General features: G+C 31.1%; 25 protein-coding genes. 11 read left to right on the forward strand and 14 right to left on the reverse strand.

The genetic code is table 11. The features are described 5' to 3' along the window. The first annotated feature begins 151 nt into the window (after positions 1 to 151). From PW52_RS15005 to rpe, 5 genes are all read left to right on the forward strand, one after another. Entirely contained in the window at positions 152 to 1,150 is a 999-nt protein-coding gene (locus PW52_RS15005) for a hypothetical protein (RefSeq protein ID WP_044633797.1), read from the forward strand. A gap of 81 nt (positions 1,151 to 1,231) precedes the next feature. Further along, positions 1,232 to 1,606, forward strand: coding sequence for a hypothetical protein (locus PW52_RS15010; protein ID WP_044633798.1), 375 nt, complete (start codon positions 1,232 to 1,234; stop codon positions 1,604 to 1,606). 252 nt (positions 1,607 to 1,858) lie between these two features. After that, positions 1,859 to 2,722 (forward strand): sigma-70 family RNA polymerase sigma factor, encoded by an 864-nt coding sequence (locus PW52_RS15015; RefSeq protein ID WP_019387909.1) that lies wholly within the window; start codon positions 1,859 to 1,861, stop codon positions 2,720 to 2,722. Positions 2,723 to 2,878: 156 nt separating this feature from the next. Then, on the forward strand, positions 2,879 to 3,286 hold the full coding sequence (locus tag PW52_RS15020; protein ID WP_044633799.1) for a BLUF domain-containing protein: 408 nt from the start codon (positions 2,879 to 2,881) through the stop codon (positions 3,284 to 3,286). A 41-nt stretch (positions 3,287 to 3,327) separates the two neighbouring features. Next, positions 3,328 to 3,990: a ribulose-phosphate 3-epimerase gene (rpe, locus tag PW52_RS15025; protein WP_044633800.1), complete on the forward strand. Its 663-nt coding sequence runs from the start codon at positions 3,328 to 3,330 to the stop codon at positions 3,988 to 3,990. Here the strand turns inward: rpe and PW52_RS15030 are convergent. The 3 genes from PW52_RS15030 to PW52_RS15040 all read right to left on the reverse strand — a co-directional run bounded on the left by PW52_RS15030 (position 3,987) and on the right by PW52_RS15040 (position 6,718). Beyond that, the gene (locus PW52_RS15030; protein ID WP_044633801.1) at positions 3,987 to 4,403 is read right to left on the reverse strand and encodes a CBS domain-containing protein; all 417 of its coding nucleotides are present in this window, start codon (positions 4,401 to 4,403) and stop codon (positions 3,987 to 3,989) included. The genes rpe and PW52_RS15030 overlap by 4 nt on opposite strands. A gap of 76 nt (positions 4,404 to 4,479) precedes the next feature. Continuing rightward, entirely contained in the window at positions 4,480 to 5,316 is an 837-nt protein-coding gene (locus PW52_RS15035) for a zinc-dependent peptidase (protein WP_052823524.1), read from the reverse strand. A gap of 37 nt (positions 5,317 to 5,353) precedes the next feature. Continuing rightward, the gene (locus tag PW52_RS15040; protein ID WP_044633822.1) at positions 5,354 to 6,718 is read right to left on the reverse strand and encodes an NAD-dependent succinate-semialdehyde dehydrogenase; all 1,365 of its coding nucleotides are present in this window, start codon (positions 6,716 to 6,718) and stop codon (positions 5,354 to 5,356) included. Positions 6,719 to 6,893: 175 nt separating this feature from the next. On the opposite strand from PW52_RS15040, the gene PW52_RS15045 reads away from it, so the two are divergent. Genes PW52_RS15045 through PW52_RS15055 form a run of 3 tightly spaced genes read left to right on the forward strand, consistent with a single transcriptional unit; the run spans position 6,894 to position 7,775 of the window. Then, positions 6,894 to 7,220 (forward strand): YtxH domain-containing protein, encoded by a 327-nt coding sequence (locus PW52_RS15045; RefSeq protein ID WP_044633802.1) that lies wholly within the window; start codon positions 6,894 to 6,896, stop codon positions 7,218 to 7,220. A 1-nt stretch (position 7,221) separates the two neighbouring features. After that, positions 7,222 to 7,569: a hypothetical protein gene (locus tag PW52_RS15050; protein ID WP_044633803.1), complete on the forward strand. Its 348-nt coding sequence runs from the start codon at positions 7,222 to 7,224 to the stop codon at positions 7,567 to 7,569. Between the two features lie 2 nt (positions 7,570 to 7,571). Continuing rightward, complete coding sequence (locus PW52_RS15055) at positions 7,572 to 7,775, forward strand: hypothetical protein (protein WP_044633804.1); 204 nt, start codon at positions 7,572 to 7,574, stop codon at positions 7,773 to 7,775. A gap of 36 nt (positions 7,776 to 7,811) precedes the next feature. On the opposite strand, the gene PW52_RS15060 is transcribed toward PW52_RS15055, so the two are convergent. The 5 genes from PW52_RS15060 to PW52_RS15080 all read right to left on the reverse strand — a co-directional run bounded on the left by PW52_RS15060 (position 7,812) and on the right by PW52_RS15080 (position 16,716). Next, on the reverse strand, positions 7,812 to 9,251 hold the full coding sequence (locus tag PW52_RS15060; protein ID WP_044633805.1) for a sialate O-acetylesterase: 1,440 nt from the start codon (positions 9,249 to 9,251) through the stop codon (positions 7,812 to 7,814). A gap of 528 nt (positions 9,252 to 9,779) precedes the next feature. Beyond that, positions 9,780 to 10,826, reverse strand: coding sequence for a serine hydrolase domain-containing protein (locus tag PW52_RS15065; RefSeq protein WP_044633806.1), 1,047 nt, complete (start codon positions 10,824 to 10,826; stop codon positions 9,780 to 9,782). A 155-nt stretch (positions 10,827 to 10,981) separates the two neighbouring features. After that, positions 10,982 to 12,214, reverse strand: coding sequence for an adenylate/guanylate cyclase domain-containing protein (locus PW52_RS15070; protein ID WP_044633807.1), 1,233 nt, complete (start codon positions 12,212 to 12,214; stop codon positions 10,982 to 10,984). Positions 12,215 to 12,532: 318 nt separating this feature from the next. Beyond that, entirely contained in the window at positions 12,533 to 15,691 is a 3,159-nt protein-coding gene (locus tag PW52_RS15075) for an ABC transporter permease/M1 family aminopeptidase (protein WP_240475195.1), read from the reverse strand. 137 nt (positions 15,692 to 15,828) lie between these two features. Next, on the reverse strand, positions 15,829 to 16,716 hold the full coding sequence (locus PW52_RS15080) for an ABC transporter ATP-binding protein (protein WP_044633823.1): 888 nt from the start codon (positions 16,714 to 16,716) through the stop codon (positions 15,829 to 15,831). Between the two features lie 208 nt (positions 16,717 to 16,924). On the opposite strand from PW52_RS15080, the gene PW52_RS15085 reads away from it, so the two are divergent. Beyond that, complete coding sequence (locus PW52_RS15085; RefSeq protein ID WP_044633809.1) at positions 16,925 to 17,719, forward strand: sensor histidine kinase; 795 nt, start codon at positions 16,925 to 16,927, stop codon at positions 17,717 to 17,719. Continuing rightward, positions 17,716 to 18,417 carry a LytR/AlgR family response regulator transcription factor gene (locus tag PW52_RS15090; protein WP_044633810.1) on the forward strand — a complete coding sequence of 234 codons (702 nt, stop codon included), beginning with the start codon at positions 17,716 to 17,718 and terminating at the stop codon, positions 18,415 to 18,417. Before PW52_RS15085 ends, PW52_RS15090 begins: the two co-directional genes overlap by 4 nt. A gap of 114 nt (positions 18,418 to 18,531) precedes the next feature. Here the strand turns inward: PW52_RS15090 and PW52_RS15095 are convergent, their stop codons facing one another. The 6 genes from PW52_RS15095 to PW52_RS15120 all read right to left on the reverse strand — a co-directional run bounded on the left by PW52_RS15095 (position 18,532) and on the right by PW52_RS15120 (position 23,452). After that, positions 18,532 to 19,929: an alpha/beta hydrolase family protein gene (locus PW52_RS15095; RefSeq protein ID WP_044633811.1), complete on the reverse strand. Its 1,398-nt coding sequence runs from the start codon at positions 19,927 to 19,929 to the stop codon at positions 18,532 to 18,534. Positions 19,930 to 20,050: 121 nt separating this feature from the next. Beyond that, positions 20,051 to 20,503 (reverse strand): hypothetical protein, encoded by a 453-nt coding sequence (locus PW52_RS15100; RefSeq protein ID WP_044633812.1) that lies wholly within the window; start codon positions 20,501 to 20,503, stop codon positions 20,051 to 20,053. Between the two features lie 102 nt (positions 20,504 to 20,605). Then, the gene (locus PW52_RS15105; protein ID WP_044633813.1) at positions 20,606 to 21,262 is read right to left on the reverse strand and encodes a hypothetical protein; all 657 of its coding nucleotides are present in this window, start codon (positions 21,260 to 21,262) and stop codon (positions 20,606 to 20,608) included. Then, on the reverse strand, positions 21,246 to 21,737 hold the full coding sequence (locus PW52_RS15110; protein WP_044633814.1) for an RNA polymerase sigma factor: 492 nt from the start codon (positions 21,735 to 21,737) through the stop codon (positions 21,246 to 21,248). Before PW52_RS15110 ends, PW52_RS15105 begins: the two co-directional genes overlap by 17 nt. Positions 21,738 to 21,803: 66 nt before the next feature. Further along, positions 21,804 to 22,502 carry a LytR/AlgR family response regulator transcription factor gene (locus PW52_RS15115; protein WP_044633815.1) on the reverse strand — a complete coding sequence of 233 codons (699 nt, stop codon included), beginning with the start codon at positions 22,500 to 22,502 and terminating at the stop codon, positions 21,804 to 21,806. Next, positions 22,499 to 23,452, reverse strand: coding sequence for a sensor histidine kinase (locus PW52_RS15120; protein WP_052823525.1), 954 nt, complete (start codon positions 23,450 to 23,452; stop codon positions 22,499 to 22,501). Before PW52_RS15120 ends, PW52_RS15115 begins: the two co-directional genes overlap by 4 nt. Before the next feature lie 230 nt (positions 23,453 to 23,682). On the opposite strand from PW52_RS15120, the gene PW52_RS15125 reads away from it, so the two are divergent. Next, positions 23,683 to 24,771: a serine hydrolase domain-containing protein gene (locus tag PW52_RS15125; protein ID WP_052823526.1), complete on the forward strand. Its 1,089-nt coding sequence runs from the start codon at positions 23,683 to 23,685 to the stop codon at positions 24,769 to 24,771. Positions 24,772 to 24,902 lie beyond the last annotated feature (131 nt).

The raw sequence follows: 24,902 nt of genomic DNA on the forward strand, positions 1-24,902 counted from the left end.
GGATTTTTAACTTGTTAATAGCAAATAGTTCTTCTTTACCCAAAGGTATTTACTATTTTTAACAATCATTCTTTAAAATTGTCCAAAATTTTAAAAATAAAATCTTAATTTTCACAAAACATCTTCCTTAGAACTTGTAATTTTTCAAAAAATGCAAGAACAGTTTATAAAATACTTAAAAAATAAGTCTAAAAACAACACATCATTTGTTGACGAAATGGCTGGTGTATTAGACATTGGCTACGATGCGGCATACAGACGTATCAATTTAAAAACTAATTTATCACTTGAAGAAAGTGTTAAACTAGCCAAACATTTCAAAATTTCGTTAAACAAACTTTTTGAAATTGATAGTCCAGATCACATCGTGGTAGAGCTACCACCATTACCAAAAAATGAAAAAGGATTAGAAATGTGGTTCAAGGCATCACTTCAAAATGTTCTGCACCTAACAAAAGAAAAGGAAGCAGAGTTTATTTATTCTGGAAAAGATATCCCTTTATTTCATTTATTGACAGATAGCTATTTAACTCGTTACAAAATGTACGTATGGTTAAAGGACCTAAATGAAGAAATGGCAAGAACCAAAATTTCATTCGACGACTGGATGAAGCAAATTCCCGTTTCGCTTCTTAATAGTGCAATAGAGCTCGGAGAACTCTATAAAAATATAAACATAACAGAATTATGGAGTGATAATACGGTAACAGGAACACTTCACCAACTTATATATTATTTTGAAGCTGGCCTTGTATCTAAAGAGGTTGCCCTTAAAATATGTGATGATATTGATCTTGTTATTGGGCATACCGAAAAAATGACTATAAATCAAAGCATCTTGGAAACCGATAGGGAAAACTCCTTCAAATTATATAAGTGCGATTTACATGTTCTTACAAATAGTTTAATGATAGTTACACCTAAACAAAAAGTATTTTATGTTCCATTTACCGTTTTAACATATTTTAAAGTTGAACATGAAGAAACTTGTTTATTAATGCATGACTTTTTAAGAAAACAAATGTCTAACTCAAAACTACTGGTTACAGCCGGCGAAAAAGACAGAACCTTATTTTTTAACAAAATACATTCAAAAATTGAAATTACAAGGCAACGTATTATTAGAGAAGATGCCATGACTTTTTTATAGCTTTAAACATAAATGTACTAGAATTACGTTAAAACCTGTTAAAAACTTGTAAATGTGCTCTTTAATTATATATTTTATGATATGATTTATAAAGACAAAGAAAAATATTCAGACATATTAAAAGACTCTATTTCTTATTTAGAAAATCATGGTTTTGAAAATATTAAAGCTGATATTAAGGGTTATGACCGTCCAAAACAATATGTAAAATCTGGAAGTGATATCAGCATAACACCAGATATAACAGCAACTAAAGAAGGTAGAACATATTATTTTGATATTGGTTTAAAATCGGAAAAACCAAAACTTTTAAAATCCAAATGGTTATTTTTAAATACACTTAGTAACTTAAAGTCTTTTCGTTTTAGATTAATTACCGCTCGAGGACATTATAAGTTTACCGAAGATATGCTAGATGCTGTAAATCTTAACCATAAGCATTTAATAAAACTTTAGTTTGTGTTAACGCCTTCAAACTCTACAGTAAAAGTAGCATCTTTATTTTTGTGAATCTGTATGTTTAATTTCTACAAAATGAACATAACAAATAAAAAAAGAACTGGTAAACTTACTTATTTAAAGCCATAAACAAAAAAAACAAGGAAGCATTAAAAATTATTTTCACTTTTATGTAACATTTTTTAAGGTTTGTCCGTATAACCAATGAATGCCCTAATATTCACAAATTAAATTACAGGAGATTTTTAGATGAGACAACTTAAAATTACGAAGCAGGTAACCAATAGAGAAACCGCATCGTTAGATAAATATCTACAGGAAATTGGTAAAGTAGACTTAATTACTGCCGACGAAGAAGTTGAATTAGCACAACGTATTAAAGCTGGAGACCAAATTGCTTTAGAAAAGTTAACGAAAGCTAACTTACGTTTTGTGGTATCGGTAGCTAAGCAATATCAAAACCAAGGATTAACCCTGCCCGATTTAATTAACGAAGGAAACTTAGGGTTAATTAAAGCGGCACAACGTTTTGATGAAACTCGTGGTTTTAAATTTATATCTTATGCCGTTTGGTGGATTCGTCAATCTATTCTTCAAGCATTAGCAGAACAATCGCGTATTGTGCGTTTACCTTTAAACAAAATTGGTTCTATTAATAAAATTAATAAAACATTTGCGTTTTTAGAGCAAAGTCACGAACGCCCACCTTCTGCTGAAGAAATTGCTAAGGAGTTAGATATGACAATTAACGACGTAAAAGAATCGATGAAAAATTCTGGTCGTCACGTAAGTATGGATGCGCCTTTAGTTGAAGGTGAAGATTCTAACCTTTACGATGTTTTAAATTCTGGTGAATCACCAAACCCAGATAAAGAATTATTACACGAATCTTTACGCACAGAAATTGAACGTGCTCTTGAAACTTTAACACCTCGTGAAGCCGATGTTATTCGTTTATACTTTGGCTTAGGAAACCAACACCCAATGACACTTGAAGAAATTGGTGAAACTTTCGATTTAACTCGTGAGCGTGTACGCCAAATTAAAGAAAAAGCTATTCGTAGATTAAAACATACGTCTAGAAGTAAAATATTAAAAACATATTTAGGATAGTAAGTTTTTTATAAAATTTACGTCTAAATTAAGGTAACAACAGTTTAAACATAACTGTTCGTTTTTTGATTGATGAAAGAACCCGCGGCTGATTACCGCGGGTTTATTTTTTTAGTTCATCATCATTTTTTTTTCAAAAATGACTATATTTAGTAAATGTTAAAAACTATTTGTTACAAAAGTATAGTGCGCGATACTTTAAGTATTCTAGACACCGAACAACTTTTTTTAGAAACTAAAAAAAATAACGACAAACATAATATTTCGGGTGTATTAATAAAGCGCGGTGATGTGTTTTTTCAAATATTGGAAGGACCTGAAGACCATTTGAATCAATTGTATCTAAAAATTATTAAAGATCGCAGACATTCAAATATAGAAGAATTACTAAACACTTCTATTACTGCTTTAAGTTTTTCAAATTTTGAATTTGGCTACAGCATTATTCAAGAAACAAGTTCGCTTTTCGACTTACAAAATTACCTAGTGAAAATAGAATCTTCCAATGCAAACATTTCTCTTTTTCTTCAAAATATAGAATCATTTTTAGATGAAGACCAATAAAAAAATATTAGTTTTGTTTTAATATATATATATAAACTAAAATGTCTAATAAACTAATAGCACCCTCTGTTCTAGCTGCAGATTTCGCAAACTTACAACGCGATATAGAAATGATTAATAATAGTGATGCCGATTGGTTTCACATAGACATTATGGATGGTGTATTTGTACCGAACATATCATTTGGTATGCCTGTTTTACAAGCCATAACCAAATATGCTAAAAAAACTATTGATGTTCATTTAATGATAGTTGACCCAGATAGATACATAAAAACCTTTGCAGAACTAGGAGCTAATTATTTAACCGTACATTTTGAAGCTTGCACGCATTTACACCGCACTTTACAAGCTATAAAAGCAGAAGGAATGAAAACCGGAGTTGCTTTAAACCCGCACACCAATGTAAACCTTTTAGCAGATGTAATACAAGACATCGATTTAGTTTGCATTATGAGTGTTAATCCAGGTTTTGGCGGACAAAGTTTTATTGAGAACACTTACAATAAAGTGGCTCAGCTTAAAAGTCTTATAACAGAAAAAGGTGCTAACACCTTAATTGAGATTGATGGTGGTGTTAGCGATAAAAACAGTAAAAAACTTACAGACACGGGCGCAGATGTATTAGTTGCTGGAAGCTTTATTTTTAAAAGCAAAAATCAAACACAAACCATTACCAATTTAAAACAAAGCGTAAATAATTAAAATTGATTTAATAACAGCTTTATTAAATCTGTTGTAGTTATAATTCCTATTAACTTATTGTATTTTATAACAGGAAGAGCATGAAACTCTTCTCGTGAAAATATTTCGGCAGCCTCTTTTACGCTACTTGCTGCTGATATAGTTACTATATTTTCTTTCATGACTTGGTTAATCGACATGTTATAAACCATAGCATCAATCTCGTTATTTCCTGCTAAATTATAATCGCAGAAACTTAAACGCTGTAAATCTGTGTAACTTAACATACCTATAACCCTATTACCTTCAACTATAGGAATATGGCGTATATGGTGTTTTTTAAACAACATATCGGCCTTTTCTAAACTATCTTCTTTGTGTAATGTTATAACGGGTGTGGTCATTAACATTGAAACTGGAACCTTTCGTATCATGACATTTTATATTTTTATTTGATTAAAATTATAAAATGTATACACTAAAATTCATGATAATTGTCATGAATAAAACTTAATACCCTGCCACTTCAAAATTAAGCATTTGCTTAATTTTATAATAAATCTCCGGAAACTGGCTTTTAAACTCCGATGGTGTTTCTATAAAAGTTTCTAATGCTACGGCTAAAAACTCAAATTGATTTGTATAAGCGTAATCTCTAAAATATTTAGATTTCACTAAACTGCTTTTCAAATATTCTTCGCTATGTAGTAATTTTGACAATTCGGCAAATGTATCACTAAATATTATAGAACTAACATCGCGAGATTGTATACTGTTTATTTGAATAGCATGAGTAAATTCGTGTATTCCTAAATTTATATTATCATCTTGAATGGCATAGCCTTTTTTAAAATCTTTCCAGGATAAAACTAGCGACTTTAAACTTGGGTTGAATTCTCCTTTATTATAGGTTTGATTTGTAGTTGAAAAAAACACGTCGGGATACACAACAATTCTTTCAATGGAAGGAATTAAATATTCACGAAAACCAAAAGTAAGCATTACAGCTGTGGCCGATATTAATATTTTCATCTCTTCGGTAACCTCCACGCCTTCTCTTCCTAAAAAGTCCTTATCATTTTTAAATCTAATTAACCTATGTTCAAAATATTTTTGCTCCTTAAAAGATAATCGTGAATAAAACTTAAAACTATTTTTTAAAAAATTACGGTCGTTTGCATTTAACTGCTTTAAAATGATGTAAAAATGATTAAAAAACGGCTTTCTATATTTTACCACATAGGCAGTTTCTATTAACTTAAAACTATAGTTAAAAACAAGCCCAAGCAAAACGATTATAAAACCAATAATAATTACTTGAGAAGACGTATTTAAAGTATTAAACAAAAGTGTGTAGGTTAAAGTTTGTTTGTGTAAAATTACATTACTTTTTTATATAAACTGTTTTTATGTTTACAAATTCTAAAATTCCTTCTTTTGATAATTCTCTACCATAACCTGAAGCTTTTGTTCCTCCAAAGGGTAATCTTGGGTCAGATTTAACCATATCGTTAACAAACAAGGCGCCGTCGGGTATATTCTCTATTTCTTTATAAACACTATCTATATTTTCTGTAAAAATCATGGTACCTAAGCCAAACCTTGAATTTGCAGCCAATGCAATGGCTTCTTCATTATTTTTTGCTTTTATTATAGCTGCTACCGGACCAAAGGTTTCTTCCTTAAAAACAGGCATATCTGGAGTTATTTCTGTAACAATTGTAGGCTCAAAATAAGTTTTATGACGTTTGTTTCCGGTTACAATTTTGGCTCCCATTTTTACAGATTGATTAACTTGCTCTTCTAATTCTTCTGCCAAATCTTCTCTAGCCATAACTCCCATAAAAACGTCGTTATCTTCAGGGTTACCAGACTTAAGTTCTAAAACACTACTAGTAAAACGCTCTAAAAATTCATCGTAAATACCTTCGGATACTATAAAACGCTTGGCTGCAATGCAACTTTGCCCTGTATTTTGCATTCTGGCCTTTACCATAGTTTCTAGGTGTGCATCTAAATTAGCGTCATCAAAAACTACACAAGCATTATTTCCGCCTAACTCTAAAACCGTTTTCTTTAAATTTTTACCAGCAATGGCTGCTACACTTCTTCCTGCTACTTCGCTCCCTGTAAGTGTAACCGCTTTTACAGTGTCGCTGGCTATAATATCTTCAATTAACTCATGACCAATTAATAAGGTTTGAAAACACCCTTTTGGATAACCTGCCTCCTCAAATAAATCTTGAATAGCTATAGCAGTTCCCGACACGTTAGAAGCATGTTTTAATAGCCCAACATTTCCTGCCGTAAGTGACGGAATAGCAAAACGCATGACTTGCCAAAACGGATAATTCCATGGCATAACTGCCAGTACAGCGCCAATGGGATCGTAGCTTATAAAACTTTCGTGCGCATCGGTTTCAATTATACTATCTGCTAAAAACTCTTCGGCATTAGTCATATAAAAATCACAAAGCCAAACACATTTTTCAATTTCTGCAATACTTTGGCTAATGGGTTTTCCCATTTCTGTAGTCATTAATTTAGCATACTTTTCTTTGTTATCTTCCATTAAGTTAGCTAAATTTTCTAATAGCTTTACCCGTTCTTTAATCTCTATTTTACGCCAACCTTCAAAAATTGAATCTGCTTGTTTTAAAATACCATCAATCTCTTTTTTAGTATGATATTTATATGTTTGTAAAGGTTCTTGGTTATACGGATTTATAGTTTGAATTTTATTTTTCATAGTAATACTGTTTTTATTTGAAATTACACATAATGCTTTAAAGTCCATATTCTAAAAGACTGTTTAACATAAGTTTATTAAAACATTGTAACTTCTTTAAGAGTGTTTTTACGTAAATAATGGTAACTTAAAATAGTTGAAAAAATAAAGTTTAATCATTAAAAAAAACAAGATTATGAGTAATAACACAAATTCTGCATTAGGACTTTTATTAGGTGGAGCTATAGGTGCCACATTAGGAATTCTTTTTGCTCCAGATAAAGGAACTAACACTAGAAGAAAATTAAGAGAAGAAGCTGAAGCTGCTAAAGATAACATAGCTTCTACAGCCGAGGATTTAAAAAATCAAGTAGCAAGTACATTAACTACCAAAAAAGCAACTTTAGATGCCCAATTAGAGCATGTTGTTTCTGATGCTAGTTATAAAGCTGAAGACGTGATTACTACGTTAGAGAAAAAGCTTAAAGATTTAAAAGATAAGAACAAAAAACTACAGAAGTAATATGTCGGTTTTTGAACATATTAACGAAACCTCAAATAAAGCTATAGATAAAGGCGAAGAATATTTAAAAAAATCGCACGAATTTTACAGGTTAAAAGTATTTCAACAACTAACCTCATCTATGAGCCTCCTATTTAAAACTATTTGCATGGGAGCCTTAATTCTTGTAGCATTTTTATTCTTAGCTATATCGGCAGCGGTAGCTATTGGTAACGCTTTAAATAGCGTGCCTTTAGGCTACTTAATTGTTGGTGGTGTATTTTTATTATTATCTATTATATTTTATTTCGCTAGAGGTTTTATAAACAATATAGTGATACGCTCACTATCTAAAACTTTTTTTGAATAATTATGGTAAAGCAATACAAAAATGAAGCAGATATAAAACGACACCTAAAACAATTAGATCTTGAAAAACAAATTGCATGGGAGGAATTAAAAAGCTGTAAAAACGATTTTAAAGAAACTTTACAACCTTACCTCTGGATGCAAACAGGGTTTAGCATTTTAAAAAAATATAGCATTATGATGCTAGTAAAAAAAATAATTAAGTAAAATAAAAGCTCGAATTAAAAATTCGAGCTTTTTCATTTATTCTTTCTTAAAATCATTCCAACTATCGGTTCTAAATGATGAAACAGGCAACTCATTTGCACCAAAAAGAGAAGCCTCTGACCAACTATTCCAGGCATATCTCACGGCTACTGGTTTTTTTACATTTTCATTATATACTTCCACTTCATTTTTATTTAAAATTTTTGCTTCGGCAGGATAAAACACTCGATTTTCTCCACATATTATAAAATTATCCAAACCATTATAAGTGTAAAGACCTTGTTTAGCATTTTTAAATTTTAAAATAACCCTATTATCTTTAAGAGTCATTGAGTCGTATTGTGGGGAAACAGGGTTAATTCCGTTAATTTTATAGGTTTTATTCAGGGCCAAATACAATAACCTATCGGCAACCTCTTTTTTCTTTGGAGGATGCACACTATCTTTATCTCCTAAATCCATCGTTATAACCATTCCCGAATTATTAATTAAATCCAAACTCTTTAACTGGGCTTCTCTTAAATAGGCCGTATTCACCATTTTTTTATCCTTTGCATAGCTATGAGGGGCTATTTGCACGTAATAAAAAGGGAAATCGTCCTGACCCCATATAGCTCTCCAATCTTTAACCATAGCTGGAAAAAGTTTTTTGTATGCTTCTGGTGCAGTACGATTAGATTCTCCTTGATACCATAAAACTCCTTTTAAAGTATATGGAATTAACGGATTAATCATGGCATTAAATAATGCGGTTGGTGTATACCTCGCTTTACTTGAAATATTCTTATTTTCAATATTTACCTTTTCGTAAGGACTAATTCCCTGTTTACTTAACCATGCTTTTACAGAACTACCTCCAAATGAAGAATGAATTAAACCCACTGGCACATCTAATATTTGCTGAAGTTGTTTCCCATAAAAATAAGCTACAGCACTAAAATTGCTCACATTTTCTGGAGATGCCATTAACCATCCTGAGCTCTCTTTTAAAGATTTTTGAGGTGTTGATGCTCCTGCCTTAGATACTGAAAACAATCGTAAATTTGAGTTTTTAGAGTTTATAATTGCCTGCAAAGATCCGTAAGTAGGCTGCCCAACATATCCTTTTAATGGTTGATACATATTTGATTGCCCAGAGCAAAGCCAAACTTCACCAAATAATATATTTTCCAATAATATATTTGAGGTTTCACTTGTTAATGTAATGGTTTGAGGATCTTTACTTTTTGTGGTTAAAATCTCAGTTTTCCAATTACCATATTTATCAGCCCTTACATTTATTGGTTCCTCTTGCCATGATAACTTTAAACTTATTTTTTCGTTTGCGCCTGCCCAACCCCAAACGTTTACGGTTATATTGCGTTGCAGTACCATATTAGATGCTACAATTTCTGGAAGCCTAATCTCTGCATTAGTTAATTGAGAAATTAATAAATTAACTATTAAAATAATGAGGTGTGATTTAACTATTTTCATTTTTTAAAATATCTTTTAATAAGTTCTAAAATTATTAAAAAAACTATAGAAGAAAAATAATTTAGATGAACACCTGAAGCTACACCTCGTTCAACTAATTATTATTGAAACAATGTTTGAAAATAAAAAGCCACTACGCAGAAATAAGTAGCAACTAGTTCTCTATTTTTTTCAGGGATTAACCGCCTATTAAAGGTCCGCTTTGAAAACAAAAAATTCTCATATCATATTCTAGATTAAATGATTATGATATGAGAATTTTTGATTATTCGTGACCTCGAAGGGACAGAGTTCAAACTTTTTGAAGGAAGATATTGACTTAATTATCTCAAAATCAATATAAATCAAAACTCACCCTTATTACTTCGAACCCAAGAGTTTATTAGAATTGTTAATTTTGATTTTATTTTTGTAATCACATTGTCGTACAGTAATTTCTAAAAAAATCAAATATATGGTTGTTGAAATTGATAATGCTCAAGGGATAAAGTGGTTCTCGTTATAAATTGATATTCGTTAAAGCCTGTATTATTTTGCTCTATTTTCCTCAACAATTCTAACCACTCTATTTATCATTATTTCTGACAAATTCCACAGTAATAAATCCTCATCAGTTGTATTATTAAAAAGAATTACTACAGTGTCTATATTGTTATGATATTCTGTAAAGCTCTGATATCCTGGAACCCATCCAGAATGTTCATATTCATAAATTTCAGAATAGATTTTCCGTTCTCGTTCTTTGAATATAGAACCATCGTTTAATGCTCTCAAAAATATACCAACATCTTCCGCAGTAGCCAGCATACCGAATTCTTTCTCTTTTAAATCAGGTTCATAGCCAACGTAGTAACCACTCATCACACCCTCTATATCTACCTCGCTTAACGAGAAGAATGTATTATTCAGTTCGAGTGGTACTAAAATTTGCTCTTTGATATATTGATGATGATTATACCCCACCGTATTGTCAATAAGTAAACCAAGGAGTAAATAATTTGTATTTGAATAGCTATAGTCTTCTCCTGGTTCAAACAGCGCGGGTGTATCCAATACTAATGCTAACGATTCCTCAGCACTATCAGGTGGGTTTTCCCAGTAACCTCCACTGTCTGTAAAATTTGGAATCCCGCTTCGATGTTGTACCATCATTTTTAGAGTTATTCTATCTGCATTTTCAATCCTACCTAGCAATTCAGGGAAATAATCAGCAAGGGTTTTATCTAGTGACAATCTGTTATCATTAACCAACTTAGAAATGGAAACCGCTACATATAACTTGCTAATACTAGCTATTTTAAATAGTGCATTGGGTTTAGCAGGTATTTTATGTTCTCGATTGTGCCAACCACCTGTATAAAATTCTGGTTGTTTCCCTGCCTCATCTACATAAACAATCATACCATCCAAACCGTGACTTATTGCTTGGTCAACTTGTTCTTGAACAGTATCTGGCAATGGTAATATCCAAGCTTTCACTAAAATCCAAGGCACAAACCACAAGGAAATTGCAGTACCTGTGAACAAGGCTATCCTGATTATAATTTTTTTATTTCGTTTTTTAGAATTAAGCATAGATAGTAAAGTTATAATTATTGCTCATTTTTAGGAAGTATTATTCGTAACACAGTTCAGAAAAGTTCAGGGTTTCAAAGTTTATGTTTGGAAATATGATCCTATTATATACAACATAAAAATACTATTTGTTTTCTTGATTAATTTTATGCGTTTTAAGTTTGATTCAGAAAGTACATGTCCAATTTCCCTTTTCCCTTTGCATGGATCTTTCCACGAGAAATACACGAAAATTCATTTTTAATCAGTTCATAGGTGGATGAAGATATATTGATTTTACCTACTTCACCTGCAGATTCCATCCTGCTGGCGGTATTTATCGTGTCTCCAAAAAGGTCGTATGCGAACTTCTTCTTGCCCACAACCCCTGCTACTACAGATCCAGAATGTATACCAACCCTCATTCTCCATTTTATGACATGGCTTTGATTTCTCTCCTCAAGATAGGATAGCATCTTTTGTGCGGCTTTGATGCAGTTAGTAGCATGATTTATCGTTTCTTTTTCAAGGCCACACGCTGCCATATACGCATCACCAATCGTTTCAATTTTTTCTACTTTCGTTTCTTCCATAATTTCATCGAATCGACCAAAAATATCATTGAGTTCATTGACTAAAGTGATTGCTGACATGGACGCCACAAGATTTGTAAATCCTTCAAAATCAGTAAACAGGACAGTGATATTTTTGTGTCTTTTTGGAATTGTTTTACCGCTTTCTTTTAAGTCTCTTATTATGTTTGCGGGTAATATATTGTGCAGAAGATCATCTGATTTTTTCTGTTCAACCATTAAAGATTCCTCAGATTGATCTATTAAAATAGACATACTTGCTATTAGTATGAAGCAAATCAATGCAGTAATACTGATATTAACTATTTGTGATATATAGGGATCTAATCCTCCAAAATGGGATTTTATATTTGATTGAAATATTACTGTAGCAATCAACGTTAGGCAAGCTAGAATACTAAAGACATGGGCTATATTCCTAGCCTTACGAGGAAAAGTCATATATGGCAGAATAATAATTAGGAAACAAACAACTGCAACTCCTGAGGAAAACCCTAGCAAGTAAAGAAATAAGAGAACAGACATATAAGATGCTAGAATAAGCCAAACGGAAGCCAGGACTCGTAACCCTTTCCAATTGAAAATTAACGCCATTAGAAACATTAATCCCAAAAAAGTATTACTTCCGTAAATTATTAATGCGTCTGTCAAGAATAATGCAATTAGCATCCAAGTTACATTATAAACTACACCTAAAAGAGATGCAATATTCGTAACACGTAAATATCTGAGTTCAGTTATAGAAAAATTGTACTCAGCGCCAATATCGACTATTCTTTGAAAGAATCTAGACTTGTTTTTATCATAAATTGACATAAATGCTTTTCAAGTTTTATGAATTGTTAATGTCTTTATTATACGCAAGTAAGTTAACCTTTTTAGCGTTAATTTCTGGATTTTTAGAAGGTCAAAAATTGCAGATTTTCTTTATTCTTTTGTGAAAATGGTAGCATACCTCTCCTTATTGATCTAAACATATGGTGGTTCGTTTTATTTTAAGCTTAGATATGTTCTTTCTTTATTATAAATGTGTTCCGCTTGTTTGATCATCTTCTTAGCTAACGTAAGATTTTTAATGGTTTGCCACAATAAGCACAGGTTTTATGCTTTTATGAGAAGTTGATTTATTTAACCTTAGTGATTTTTTAATACACCCACAGATTCAAAAAGCTCCTCGATGATATGCTGGAGATTGCTTGGTGTAACTGCTCTGAAATACTCTAGTAAGTCTTGAGTTGTCGCATATCTATCAGTCTGCATTTTTAGTTTGCCGTTTTTTGTATTCCAATCTTCAAGAAAATATTTTAATGCTAAATTCACATTCTTTTCTCCTATTGCTTTTTGAAGTTCATACATATTGATCGCTCCTTTAGCATAATAGACATAATCTTGATTTTCTACAAGAGCAAGAGATGGTTCTTCCTTACTTTCTTGTTGTTTTCCTTCTTTATATTTATCCAATTGAAGTGCTAAAAACTGTTGCACTTTTTCTTCGGAATACTGCTCTTTTAAAACCATTATTGCTGCATATTGAGATAAGGTTTCTAAAACCATCAATTGACCTTGCACATTCGCAGCTTCCACTTGCATTCCAAACCATTGGTGAGCTACTTCATGTGCAGTCACATAAAAAGCCATATCTACATCTTTTTCGTCATCTATATCTAACACAAATCCAATAGATTCTGAGAATGGAATAGTTCCAGGAAAAGATTGCGCAAATTGCGCATAACGTGGAAACTCCATAATACGCAGTTGCTGGTATTGATAAGGACTGAAGTTGTTACTATAATAGGCTAAGGATGCTTTCATAGACTTCATCATTCTATCGATGTTATACTCATGTCCTTTTTGATAATAAATTTCAAGGTCAACAGGCTCAGTGATCGCCTCATTACTTGTCATCCATTTGTCTTTTTTAATTTCATAGTCAGCAGAAACTATGGCATAAAAATTAATAATAGGTGTATTTGTTTTATAGTGAAAATAATTACGATTATTATCTGTCCATTTTCTCAATAAATCTCCAGGAACCAAAGCTGTTTGATCTTTGGATGTACCAATAATCATTTCAAAATTAATACCATCAGAATCACCACCAGATCTCGCATTAACTAATTCTTTAGGGTCATCTATGTTAACTTTTTTAGATCTTTTTGATAAGTTATGATCTCTTCGTTTATCTTCATCTTGAAGTTCATATTTTTTATTGTAACCCAATGTTGGAAACTGTTCGTTATTGAAAAATGTACCATTGTAAACAATATTGGTATTAGAACGACCTTGCTCAAAGCCTTTGGTTGTAAAACGTTGCTTAAAATACATTTTTACAGAATCACCAGGTTGTAAAGCTTTCTCTAAGTTAAAAATTGAATAATCAAATTTTTTGTATTGATTATTAGTTGTAAAACCACCTTCAAAAGAGATACTGTCTATAGTAACATTTTCTTCCAAAAGTTTTTGAATATGGATGGCTTTTATGTTTTCAATTGATGTGTTTTTTAACATATAATACCCTTCTACTGTGTAATCTCGTTTAGAAGGATACAGCTCTAATTGTAAGTTAACGTCTATTATTTTGGGCTGTGGTATATATTCAAATTGTTTCAATTCTTTTTCATACGCTACTCTGAATTCAGTAGCTTCAGAATTGCTCCAATATTCATTTAAAATATTCGTATTGTAAAATATAAACCCTCCAATAATGATAAAAGCAAAAAGAATGATGTCAGTAAATTTTATGAGTGGTTTGCTGAACTTATATTTAGCAACTCTTATTCGTTTTATTAAATTTGTTTCATTTCCTCTAACAGCGACTAAAGATCCTATGATTAATAAAAGTATTCCGAAAAGAAACCAATACAATTTAATGAGTAAATAGGGTTGTAAAAAATGCCCATAACCATTCATATCTGAATAAGCACCTAAGGAACTTCCTCCAAAAAAGTGTAAATCATGATCAAATCCCAATACAGCAATGGCTACATTAACAATACTAAATACAATCACCAAAATGATACCTACAAACTTATTATTCACTAAAGATTGTATGAAAAATGCTAAGCAGGTAAAAATGGATAATAGGGGTAGAATTTCTAAAAAGAATCCATTAAAATACACTTGCAATTCATAGTTATAATAGCCACTTAGCGTTTGGAATACTATCCCTGAACTAATTAAAGCAAGTATTAATACGACATAAATTAAGTTTAATCCAATAAACTTTCCAGCTAACCTTACAAAACTTGACATGGGTGTAGCATCATAAATTAAATTCAACTTCGCACCTCTTTCTTTCCACACCAATTCTCCTGAATAAAAAACAAGGATGATGATAAAGAAAAAATAAGATGTTTCCTGAAGTTCCTCAACTATAAAATAGGTTGCAGGATAACTATCAACGCCATATACAGTTCCAAGATTTACAGAATTGATTAAGATGATAATCATTCCGCAAATAACAATTCCCCAAAATGATGGTTGTTTAAAAATACTTATAAAATAAAACCACGAAAACTCTTTTAATTGTGTCCATTTAGATGATAAACCATAGTGTTTTTTAGCTTTAGGGATTTCTATATCAGTATTTTTATTGGCACTTTTAGCTACTAATTTTTGAACATGCTTTCTCTTTGATTTCTTTTCTTTAACCAGATTAAAGTTGAATTTTTTATAACCATACATTAATGCGATTACTCCTAAAAAAAACCAAAATAATTTGTTATATAACAAAGCACTAATAAATGGAAGCTCTTGAGTGCTCTTTTCTAAGACCGTCCAGGATTTTGTAATATAGGTTACTGTTGTTAATGAAAATGGATCAAAAATAGCTTGCCAGAACGCATTGGTAATTGCTTTTGTTAATAAAAATACGACAAACAAGATCACGCCTTGTGTATATACAACTACTAAATTTCTAGTTAAGGCACCAGTTACAAAAAACAACGCTGCTCCAAAAAATAACGTTGGTAACGTTACCATTACAAAGGTCTTTATATAAATAAATGCATTAAAAGCTAATAGCTCATCTGGACTATTCCAGGGCATAAATTCACCCAACATCATACCCAATATAATTCCTGTAAATACAAACAGCAGAACAGTAAATGCGCCTAAAAACCGACCCATTAAATAATCTCTTTTTTTGATAGGTGTAGAAAATAGTAATGACTCTATCTCGTACTCAAAATCTCTAAGTACAGAAACTCCCATAATCATTGAGGCTAAAATCATAAAGAAACCAGTTATAGCTCCCATAGTTTTCGCTATTACTATGGGTGAATTTCTTTTCATTAGCCCCATTTCTGAACCTTGAAAAATAAAATCTACACCAACAATTGAAAACAGAAATATAAATAAGAAGAACACATAGGTGTCTGGTCGTTTAATTCGATATTGGATTTCGAACTTAAAAATTTCATACCACATAATTAAATAGATTTAGTTTTAGTTCCATTGAAAATTTCTGAGAAATACACATCTTCTAGTTCCGCATTAATAGCTGTAAATCCATCTCCAGGATTAGTCTCACTTATTATATGAATAGTTGGTTTACCAAGAAATAATCGTTCACTGATGACCTGATAATTTTCTTTATATAGGTTCAATTCTGATTTCTCGATTGTTTTTTTATAGACTTTATCTTTTAGGCCTTCTAGTATCTGCAACGGCTGCCCTTTTAAGCATACTTGACCTTGATTAATAATGGCCATATTTGTGCAGAGTTCTTTGACATCGTCAACAATATGCGTAGATAAAATAACCACAGTATGTTCTCCGAGCTCGCTTAAAACATTGTAAAAGCGATTGCGTTCTACAGGATCCAATCCTGCTGTTGGTTCATCTACAATAAGTAACTTCGGATTGTTAAGTAAGGCTTGTGCAATGCCAAATCGTTGCTTCATCCCACCAGAAAACCCTTTCAGATTTTGTTGTCGCACGTCATATAAATTGGTTTTATACAAAAGTGCTTTCACTAATTCTTTACGTTCGTTTTTATTGGTGATGCCTTTAAGCACTGCGAAATGATTGAGTAATACTTCTGCCGATATTTTTGGATACAAGCCAAATTGTTGCGGCAAATACCCTAATACCTGTCGCAATTCATTTTTTTGTTGTAAGACATCGATGTCTCCAAGAACAATGGAACCAGAATCGGCTTCTTGCAGTGTTGCAATAGTTCGCATTAACGTAGACTTGCCTGCACCATTTGGGCCTAATAGACCAAACATCCCTTTTGGTATATCAAGTGAAATGTTTTGTAAAGCTTTAATCCCGTTTGAATATGTTTTTGATAGATTGTCAATTCTGAGTTCCATACTGTTCATTTTTTGATTGATTGAGACAAACATATAAGCGTTTTTAGCCTTTAAAAAGTGTTAGTGACACAAACACATGCATTAGTGACAAACACATTTTTTTAAGGTATAAAGACACCTCAAAACACATTTAGGATTGTTTGTCACTGATGAGATACTGTTTGTCAACTTATTTGTCTGAGGTGTTTTATTTAATTAATATTGAATTATGAATTTTAAAATACCAGAAAGAAAAAGGAAAACTATCAAGCGGTTATATAAAATAGCGCTGGTTATTATAGGCTTAGTCATCGTCATTTTTAATGACACTTTTGGAAAACTAGAAGGGTTTGTAGAATTTATTGCATTGTACTTTATCCTTGTGTTTATTACCATTGCACATTGGCTATTTAAACAAATCAAATCACTAATAAGATTGAAGAATGAAAAAGCAAAAACAGAATTAATGCATTTAAAGAGTCAAGTGAATCCACATTTCTTTTTTAATATGCTTAATAACCTTTATGGATTAGTGGATAAGGATTCTAAGAAAGCTCAAGAGCTCATTCTAAAACTTTCTGATATGATGCGCTATAGTATTTATGATGGCGAAAAAGACAGGGTTTTACTGTCTGAAGAAATAGCTTATCTCGAGAATTATATTGAACTTCATAAAATGCGTTATCATAAAGCGATTGATATACAATTCAATATTGAAACAAACGACACTAATTATGAGATTATGCCACTTCTTTTCATTATTCTTTTAGAAAATGCCTTTAAGCATGGTGTGGAAAATTTAAGAGAAAATGCTTATGTTCATATCACATTAACAGCGCATAATAGTGAATTGACCTTTGAAATAGAAAACAATTTTGATGAAACACAAGATAACCCTGAAACAGGAATTGGATTAAAAAACCTAAAACGACGATTAGAATTGGTATATCCAAAAAAGCATACCTTAACAATTTCCAAAACAGATACCATCTATAACGCTACATTGAATATTAAGGGCTTATGATTACATATATCATTATAGACGACGAACATATTGCACACGATATTATAAAAGGCTATTGTGATATGCTACCAAATTTAGAATTCAAAGCAGATTGTTATGATGCTATAGAAGCTATTGACTACTTAAGCAAACATGATATAGATCTCATTTTTTTAGATTTGAATATGCCTAAATTAAAAGGATTTCAATTTTTAAAAACCTTATCATCTCCACCAAAAGTTATTGTAACCACTGCGTATAGTGAATTTGCGATTGAAGGCTACGAATTAAACGTTGTTGATTACTTGTTAAAACCGTTTAGTTTTGAACGCTTTTTGAGTGCTGTGAATAAAGTGACCTCTCTTAACACCAGTACAATAAGAAAAGACAATAAAGAGACTATAAAACCTGAAGGACAACATATTTTTTTAAAGCAAAATAATAGTCATATTCAGGTAGATGTAGATGATATTCTATTTATTGAAGCTTCTGGTAATTATACCAAAGTTGTTACAAGCAATGAAACCATAAGCATTCGAGAAAAAATATCGGATACCATCCAATTGCTTTCTGAGAATGATTTTCTTCAAGTTCATAAGTCATTTGCTGTTGCAAAAAAGCACATCGTTAGTATAGAAGGAAATCGGATTTTTATTGGCGATTATATGGTACCTATTGGTAAGCTCTATAAAGCAAATGTTAATCAATTATTGAAGTAATTTGCTATTGCCATGTCAATATATAATCTAGACTGAAAATAGAGTGAGGATTTTCATGAGTAGGTGAGTACTAGTAAAGAATTATTCAAGAGGTTACTACAAGTATTTTATATCTTATTTCAGATGTTCTATTACCCAATTTTTTATTTCGTTCAATGCTATTGGGGAAAATGTTTGTTCTATTTTTCTATATTCATCCATCTTTCCAGTTTCACACTCTTGAAAGAAGTGGTTTAAGTTTTCTAATTCCACTATTTTATAATTTTTATTCTGGCCTTTGATTAGTGCTTGTCTTATAGCTTCTTGATTAATTTTTGCATTTACTTGCGTGTCTTTACTGCCATTTAATGACAACACTGGAATTTGTAATTTTTCAATTTCATCAGCAGGATTGTATTGTAAAAAATAGCGTGACCAAGGTTGTAAACTTGTTTTAAGTTGGTTTTCTATAAATGCATTGATATTCTTTTCTGGTACGTTTAATGATGTTAAAATGGGTCTTAAAAACTCATTATAATGAGTTGTCAATTCGATTTTAATTTCTGTTTTACTCTTATTAGAGATTACAATTGCAATCGCTTTTCTGGTGTTTTTTTCATAAGCCACCTCATCTTTAACAGGAAATTCTCTCAATGTTTTAGATTGCATTACAGATAGTTCTGTTCCCGAAATTCCGGTAGAAGCTAATAACACCATAAAAGCGACATCTTTAGAGTTGTTAGCCGCTAGAGGTGCGATAATACCACCTTCACTATGACCAATCAAACCTATATTTTTAATATCTACATCGTTTCTAGTTTTTAAGTATGCGATGGCACTCAAAACGTCTTTGGAAAAATCTTCTGTGGTTGCTTTACCAAAATTTCCTGTAGATTCTCCAACTCCACGATCATCAAAACGCAATACGCCAATGCCTTGTCTTGTTAAATAATCTGATAATACTAAAAAAGGTTTGTGTCCCATAAAACTTTCATCTCTGTCTTGTGGACCACTTCCGCTAATTAAAATTACTACTGGAAATTTTCCGTTTTTATTGGGTAAGGTTAAAGTACCTGCTAATGTTATGTTGGCTTCATTATTTTTAAAAATGACTTCTTCTTCATAATAAGGGTAGGGTTTTACAGGTTCCTGCGGCCGTTTCGAATCTTCTATTTTTATAGTTCCTTTTTTTAAGTTTAGGACCATTTCTATGCCACCTTCCTTGTAAATACCTTCAAATTGTTGTGCTTCAGTATTAAAAACTCCTGTATAGTTCATTCCAACATTAGAGCCATCAATAATTAGCTTTCCATTTGTAAAAGTTGTAGCTGATGGTTTGATGCCAGCAATTCTAAACGTTGGAACATCCATAGTAGTTGAATACGTAGCGTTTTCTTGTTTTATATTAAAAACAAAAGTGATTTCTTTATCGCCTCTTTTGGTTGTTCCGTTCCAATGTCCTGAAATATCTTGAGAACGTGCACTAGTAATGGCGAGTAAATTTAAAAGTATGATAATTGTTAATGTTTTCATGTTCGTTAAATTTTGATTGGTGATGTCTAGGCCAAATTTTCGTTAGCCTTGTGGTATTAAAAAATAGTATTACTAATTTAGTAATCGAAGCTATTTGAAGAGAGATTTAGTTAGATTTACATTAGAGCACGTTTCCAGCTTCTTTAGCTTGAGCATCCTTACGGCGACCTATTAATGCGCCAATAAATAGTCCCATACAAATGCCAACGGAAATCCCTAAAGACCTTTCAAAACGCTCACCTATTAGAATTCCAGCTATAACTCCGAATAACATTCCTAAAGTTACACTCAGGTTTGTATAGTATCCTTGAGAAGTCAAAGAAAAGGTGTCCTTTAAATAGGTCTCAAATTTACTCAGTGCGTTTTTAAAGAATTTTTTTCTATTGTCTGGATTTGAGTTTAGTTTTAAGCTATCTAGTTCTGTTTCTATGGATTGAATGTCATCAGTGGTGAATGCTCTATTTTCTAATTTTTTAAGAATCTCAATAAATTGCGTATAAACCTTGATTTCAGATTTATTAGAGGATTCAGTTTTTAAACTTTCAAAAAAGTTAATTGCATTTAATAGTGTCATAATTTTTACTGTTTTCTTGGTTAGTGGCCCAAATCAAAAAATATTACACCTAAAATTTATTTATTTTAAAAAACCACAACAAAACACCTTATTATCAAACGCTTAACTTCTTAAGCTTTCTATATCTGTCATCAATTCTTCTAGTTTTTTGAATATTCTTCCATAAACGATGTTTAAATCCCATTTATAAATTCGACCTCCAACAAGGAATAGCAAAACCAAGATGACTGCCACGATAACAATTCCGATGAGTGGGATTCCAAATATTAAATAGGTATCTGGAAAACCAACAAGTATTTCATCTACAAGCCGTTCACCCAAAGGCATGCCTTCGGCATCTTTAAACCAAAAGCCTAAAACCAATGACATAAATATAATTGGGTACAAAAATCTTGACATTTTTTTATTGATTGCGACCTGCTTTTGTATCCACTCATTAAATGACTTTAAATATTGATAACTACTTGCACCTTTGTCAATTTTTTCTAATCCATTTAATAACATCTTATTAATAAACACAAGAACTGAAAGAGTAATAAAAAATATAACACCTGTTATTGGTATGCCAACAAAAAATGAGACAATTAAAAAGATAAATGAGAATGCTATAATTGCAATCAAATTTATTTTAAACATTCTTTTAAATTTATCAATAATATGAATTGATTTTTGGTTGTAAAGATTGTTTATTTTTGGGACTACTAGTGCGTCGCTCTTGAGAAAACCTTCTTTCCAAATGTTTTCAATTGATTTTTCCATCTAATAATTTTTTTAATCTAGTTTTAATTCTTTTAACACGTACACCAATATTATTTGGGTTCGTTCCTATAATTTCAGCAATTTCCTTTTGCGATTTTTCTTCCAAATAAAGCATGATAACGGCTCTATCTATTTCCGATAGTTTTCTTATGGCATCATATAATAAATTTAGAGATTCGTCTGAAAACGCGTAGTTGTTTTCGGTTTCTTCAGCAGTTATAGAATCAGACACAAAATGCTGAACATTGTTTTTCTTTTTCTTAAGTAAGGTTAAACAGACGTTTAATGAAATACGATATACCCAAGTACTCCATTGCGATTCTTCACGGAAATTGTCTTTACTTCTCCAAATTTGTAAACACACTTCTTGGTAATAATCTTCAAAATCTTCTTGCGAGTTAGTATACGCTCGACATAATTTGATAATTATTCCTGCAAATGGTAAAATGGATGATTTATAAAAATCGCTACTCAATAGTGTTGTTTTTATTGTTTAGTGTCTTAAATTAAGAATTATTACAGGTTAATGTCAAAATTGATTTTATTTTATTAATCGATTTACATTAAGCTTATACATTTTCCCTATTGGAATTTTGTGATTCCTTAGATGTATTCTATTACCTTCAATTAATTCTATTTTATCTATTGAGATAATAAAAGATTTGTGAATCCTTATAAATTGTGTCTCTGGTAAATTATGTGTAAAGGATGTTAGCGTTTGATGAGAAACAATCACTTTATCAACCATATTAATTTTTACATAGTTTCCATAGGCTTCTAAAAACAGAATGTCCTTTAACTTTATCTGGTAGTATTTTTTATCTTCCTTTATAAAAATCTTAGTGTCTTCTATGGTTTCCGTATTTTGTATTGGGCTGGCTTTAATTGATAATGCATCGGAAACTTTACTAACAGATTTTACAAAACGACTGAAATTAAATGGTTTTAATAAATAATCGTCAATATTCAATTCATAACCTTCTAAGGCAAATTCCTTGTAGGCTGTAGTAATGATAATTTTTGGCGGATTAGAAAGTGTTTTTAAAAACTCTAAACCAGAAAGCTTTGGCATATTTATATCTAAAAAAATTAGATCAATAGAATGCTTATTTAAATAGTCTAGGGCTTCAAAAGCATTATAACAACTTTTTTGGAATGATAGATAAGACAAATTACTCGCATAATCTTTAATATTATCATGAGAGGCAGTTTCGTCGTCTACAATTATATATTTTATCATTTCTTATATATATCTAATGTTGTTGAATAGGTGTTTTCTTCAATTTTATTATACAATTGATGTGTGTTTGGATATAATAAATTTAAGCGATCTTTTAAATTTTTGAGCCCAATACCTTTGTCTTCTGATGATTCTTCAGCATCATAATTGTTTTTAACTGTGAAACTTATTTTATTTTCATCTTCAATAAGTTGTAAATGAACAAATGCATTATCTGTTGCTTTTTCAATGCCATGTTTAAAAGCATTTTCTAGCAAAATAATGAATAACAAAGGTGCCACTTTTGTTTCTGGATTTTTAATTGATTTTTCAAAATTCACATCAATGTCTTTATGGTATCTGGCAGTTTGTAAATCAATAAAATTTATTAAATAATCTATTTCATCTTTTAACTGCACGTTTTCCTTTCCGCTATCGTAAATAGTGAATCGCATTAAATCTGATAATTTTAGGACATAGTCTTGAGCTGCATCAGCATCCTTTTTTATTAAGGCATACAAATTGTTAAGTGTGTTAAAGAAAAAATGAGGATTTATTTGATTTTTTAATAGCATCAATTCGGCTTCTAATTTATCCTTTTTAAGTTTTTGAATACTTTTTCGGTATTCGTAGGTCCAATAGAAAATTAAATAAGCAACTGCAATTGCTAAAAGAATTCTTACGCTATTCTTTAGAAAGCCTCCATCTAAATCTGTAGTAGCATCAATAGCAAATATTAAAAGCGGAATACTTATTCCTAAAAAGAGATATTTTAATCGAAGGTTAGAAGTCCCAAATTTTATTTTTTCAGTTTGAAAGAGATAATTCAAAAGGGTGTAAAAGACTACTAAACCCAATGAACTTGAAAGCACTGCGAATATTTCGCTTTGAGCGTTTCTTAAGATTAGCATCAAAATAATAATGATTACAGATAGAACTGCTGCTGCTTTATAAAGTTTTTTATGTGTCATGATTTTAATTTATTTATGATTTTGACACAAATCTATATTGCATATTCAAGGTTACAGCTTTTATTTTATAAACGTCTCTTTTCATATTGTAAACGTATCAAATTTAATGATAAAGGTACTTTAAATATCATAATGAGTTGATTGCCATTTGATACGCTAGCTTCATCAAAATAGTTCTAATTAACGAATATTCAGCTCTAGGTTTACATCGAATTTAAAACTAAATACATATGAAAACTTTAATTACAATTATTACAATCGCATTATCAACCTTATTTGTAAATGCTCAAACGAGTTCTGAGAAAGAACTATTAAAAACTTTAAATGAAACTACACCAAAGGCATTGCAAGACAATAAAGTACCTGGATTGGCATTGGCTATTATTAAAAATGGCGACGTTATTATTAAAAAAGAATATGGGTTTTCTGATGTATCAGAAAACGAGATTGTAAATAGTAAAACAGGCTTTAATATTGGTTCTATATCAAAAATGTTTACAGCTTGGGGAATTATGAAATTGGTAGAAGACCAAAAACTTAATTTAGATGCTCCAGCTTCAAAATATCTTTTGAATTGGAAATTACCATCTAGTGAATTTGATTCAGATAAAGTAACTATCAGGAATCTATTGCAACATACTGCAGGTTTGTCTGTTCATGGTTACAACGGTTATGAAACTAAAGATGAATTAACTTCAATTGATGCATCGTTATCCGGAACTACTAATCTAGATGAGAAAGTAGAACTCGTTATGGAACCAGAAAGCAAATGGAAATATTCAGGTGGTGGTTATTCTATATTGCAATTAGTTATTGAAGACGTTAGTGGGAAATCTTTTGCGGATTACATGAAAGAACATATTTTTAAGCCTTTAAAAATGAAACAAACAAGTTTTAATATTAGTAAAAAGGTTTTAAAAAATTCTGCAAAGGCCTATGATGAAGAAGGAAATGAAATCCCATTACGCCTTTTTAATACGCAAGCAGCAGCAGGTTTTCATACAACAATAGATGATCTTATTCTTTTTGCAAAAGCATCATTTTCAAAAAATCCTGTTTTGTCAGAAGAAAGCATTGCTCTTTTGATAAAACCTACCGAACTATCCAAAGGGAATTACGGAATGGGTTATATGATTATGAATCGTTTTGGGGATTTTACATTATCTGGTCATGGTGGTTCTAATGAAGGATGGCAATCTGGTTTTATGCTCGATTTTGAATCAAAATCAGGTATTATTATCCTTACCAACGGCTCTAATGGAAAAAACGTTTTATTTGGAAACCTGCAAGATTGGGCAAAATGGCATGGAAGTAATTAATTTAATGTCTTAATTTTTGTAACGGTAAAATCTCGTTCACGGTCAACATTTTTTATGGCTATAATAATACTTTCTGGAATTAAATTGTTTCGGTTTCTATTGGAACTCATAAAATGTACTATTCCAGATGC

Origin of the sequence: Neotamlana sedimentorum, assembly GCF_000943565.1 — a bacterium.
Taxonomy (GTDB): domain Bacteria; phylum Bacteroidota; class Bacteroidia; order Flavobacteriales; family Flavobacteriaceae; genus Neotamlana; species Neotamlana sedimentorum.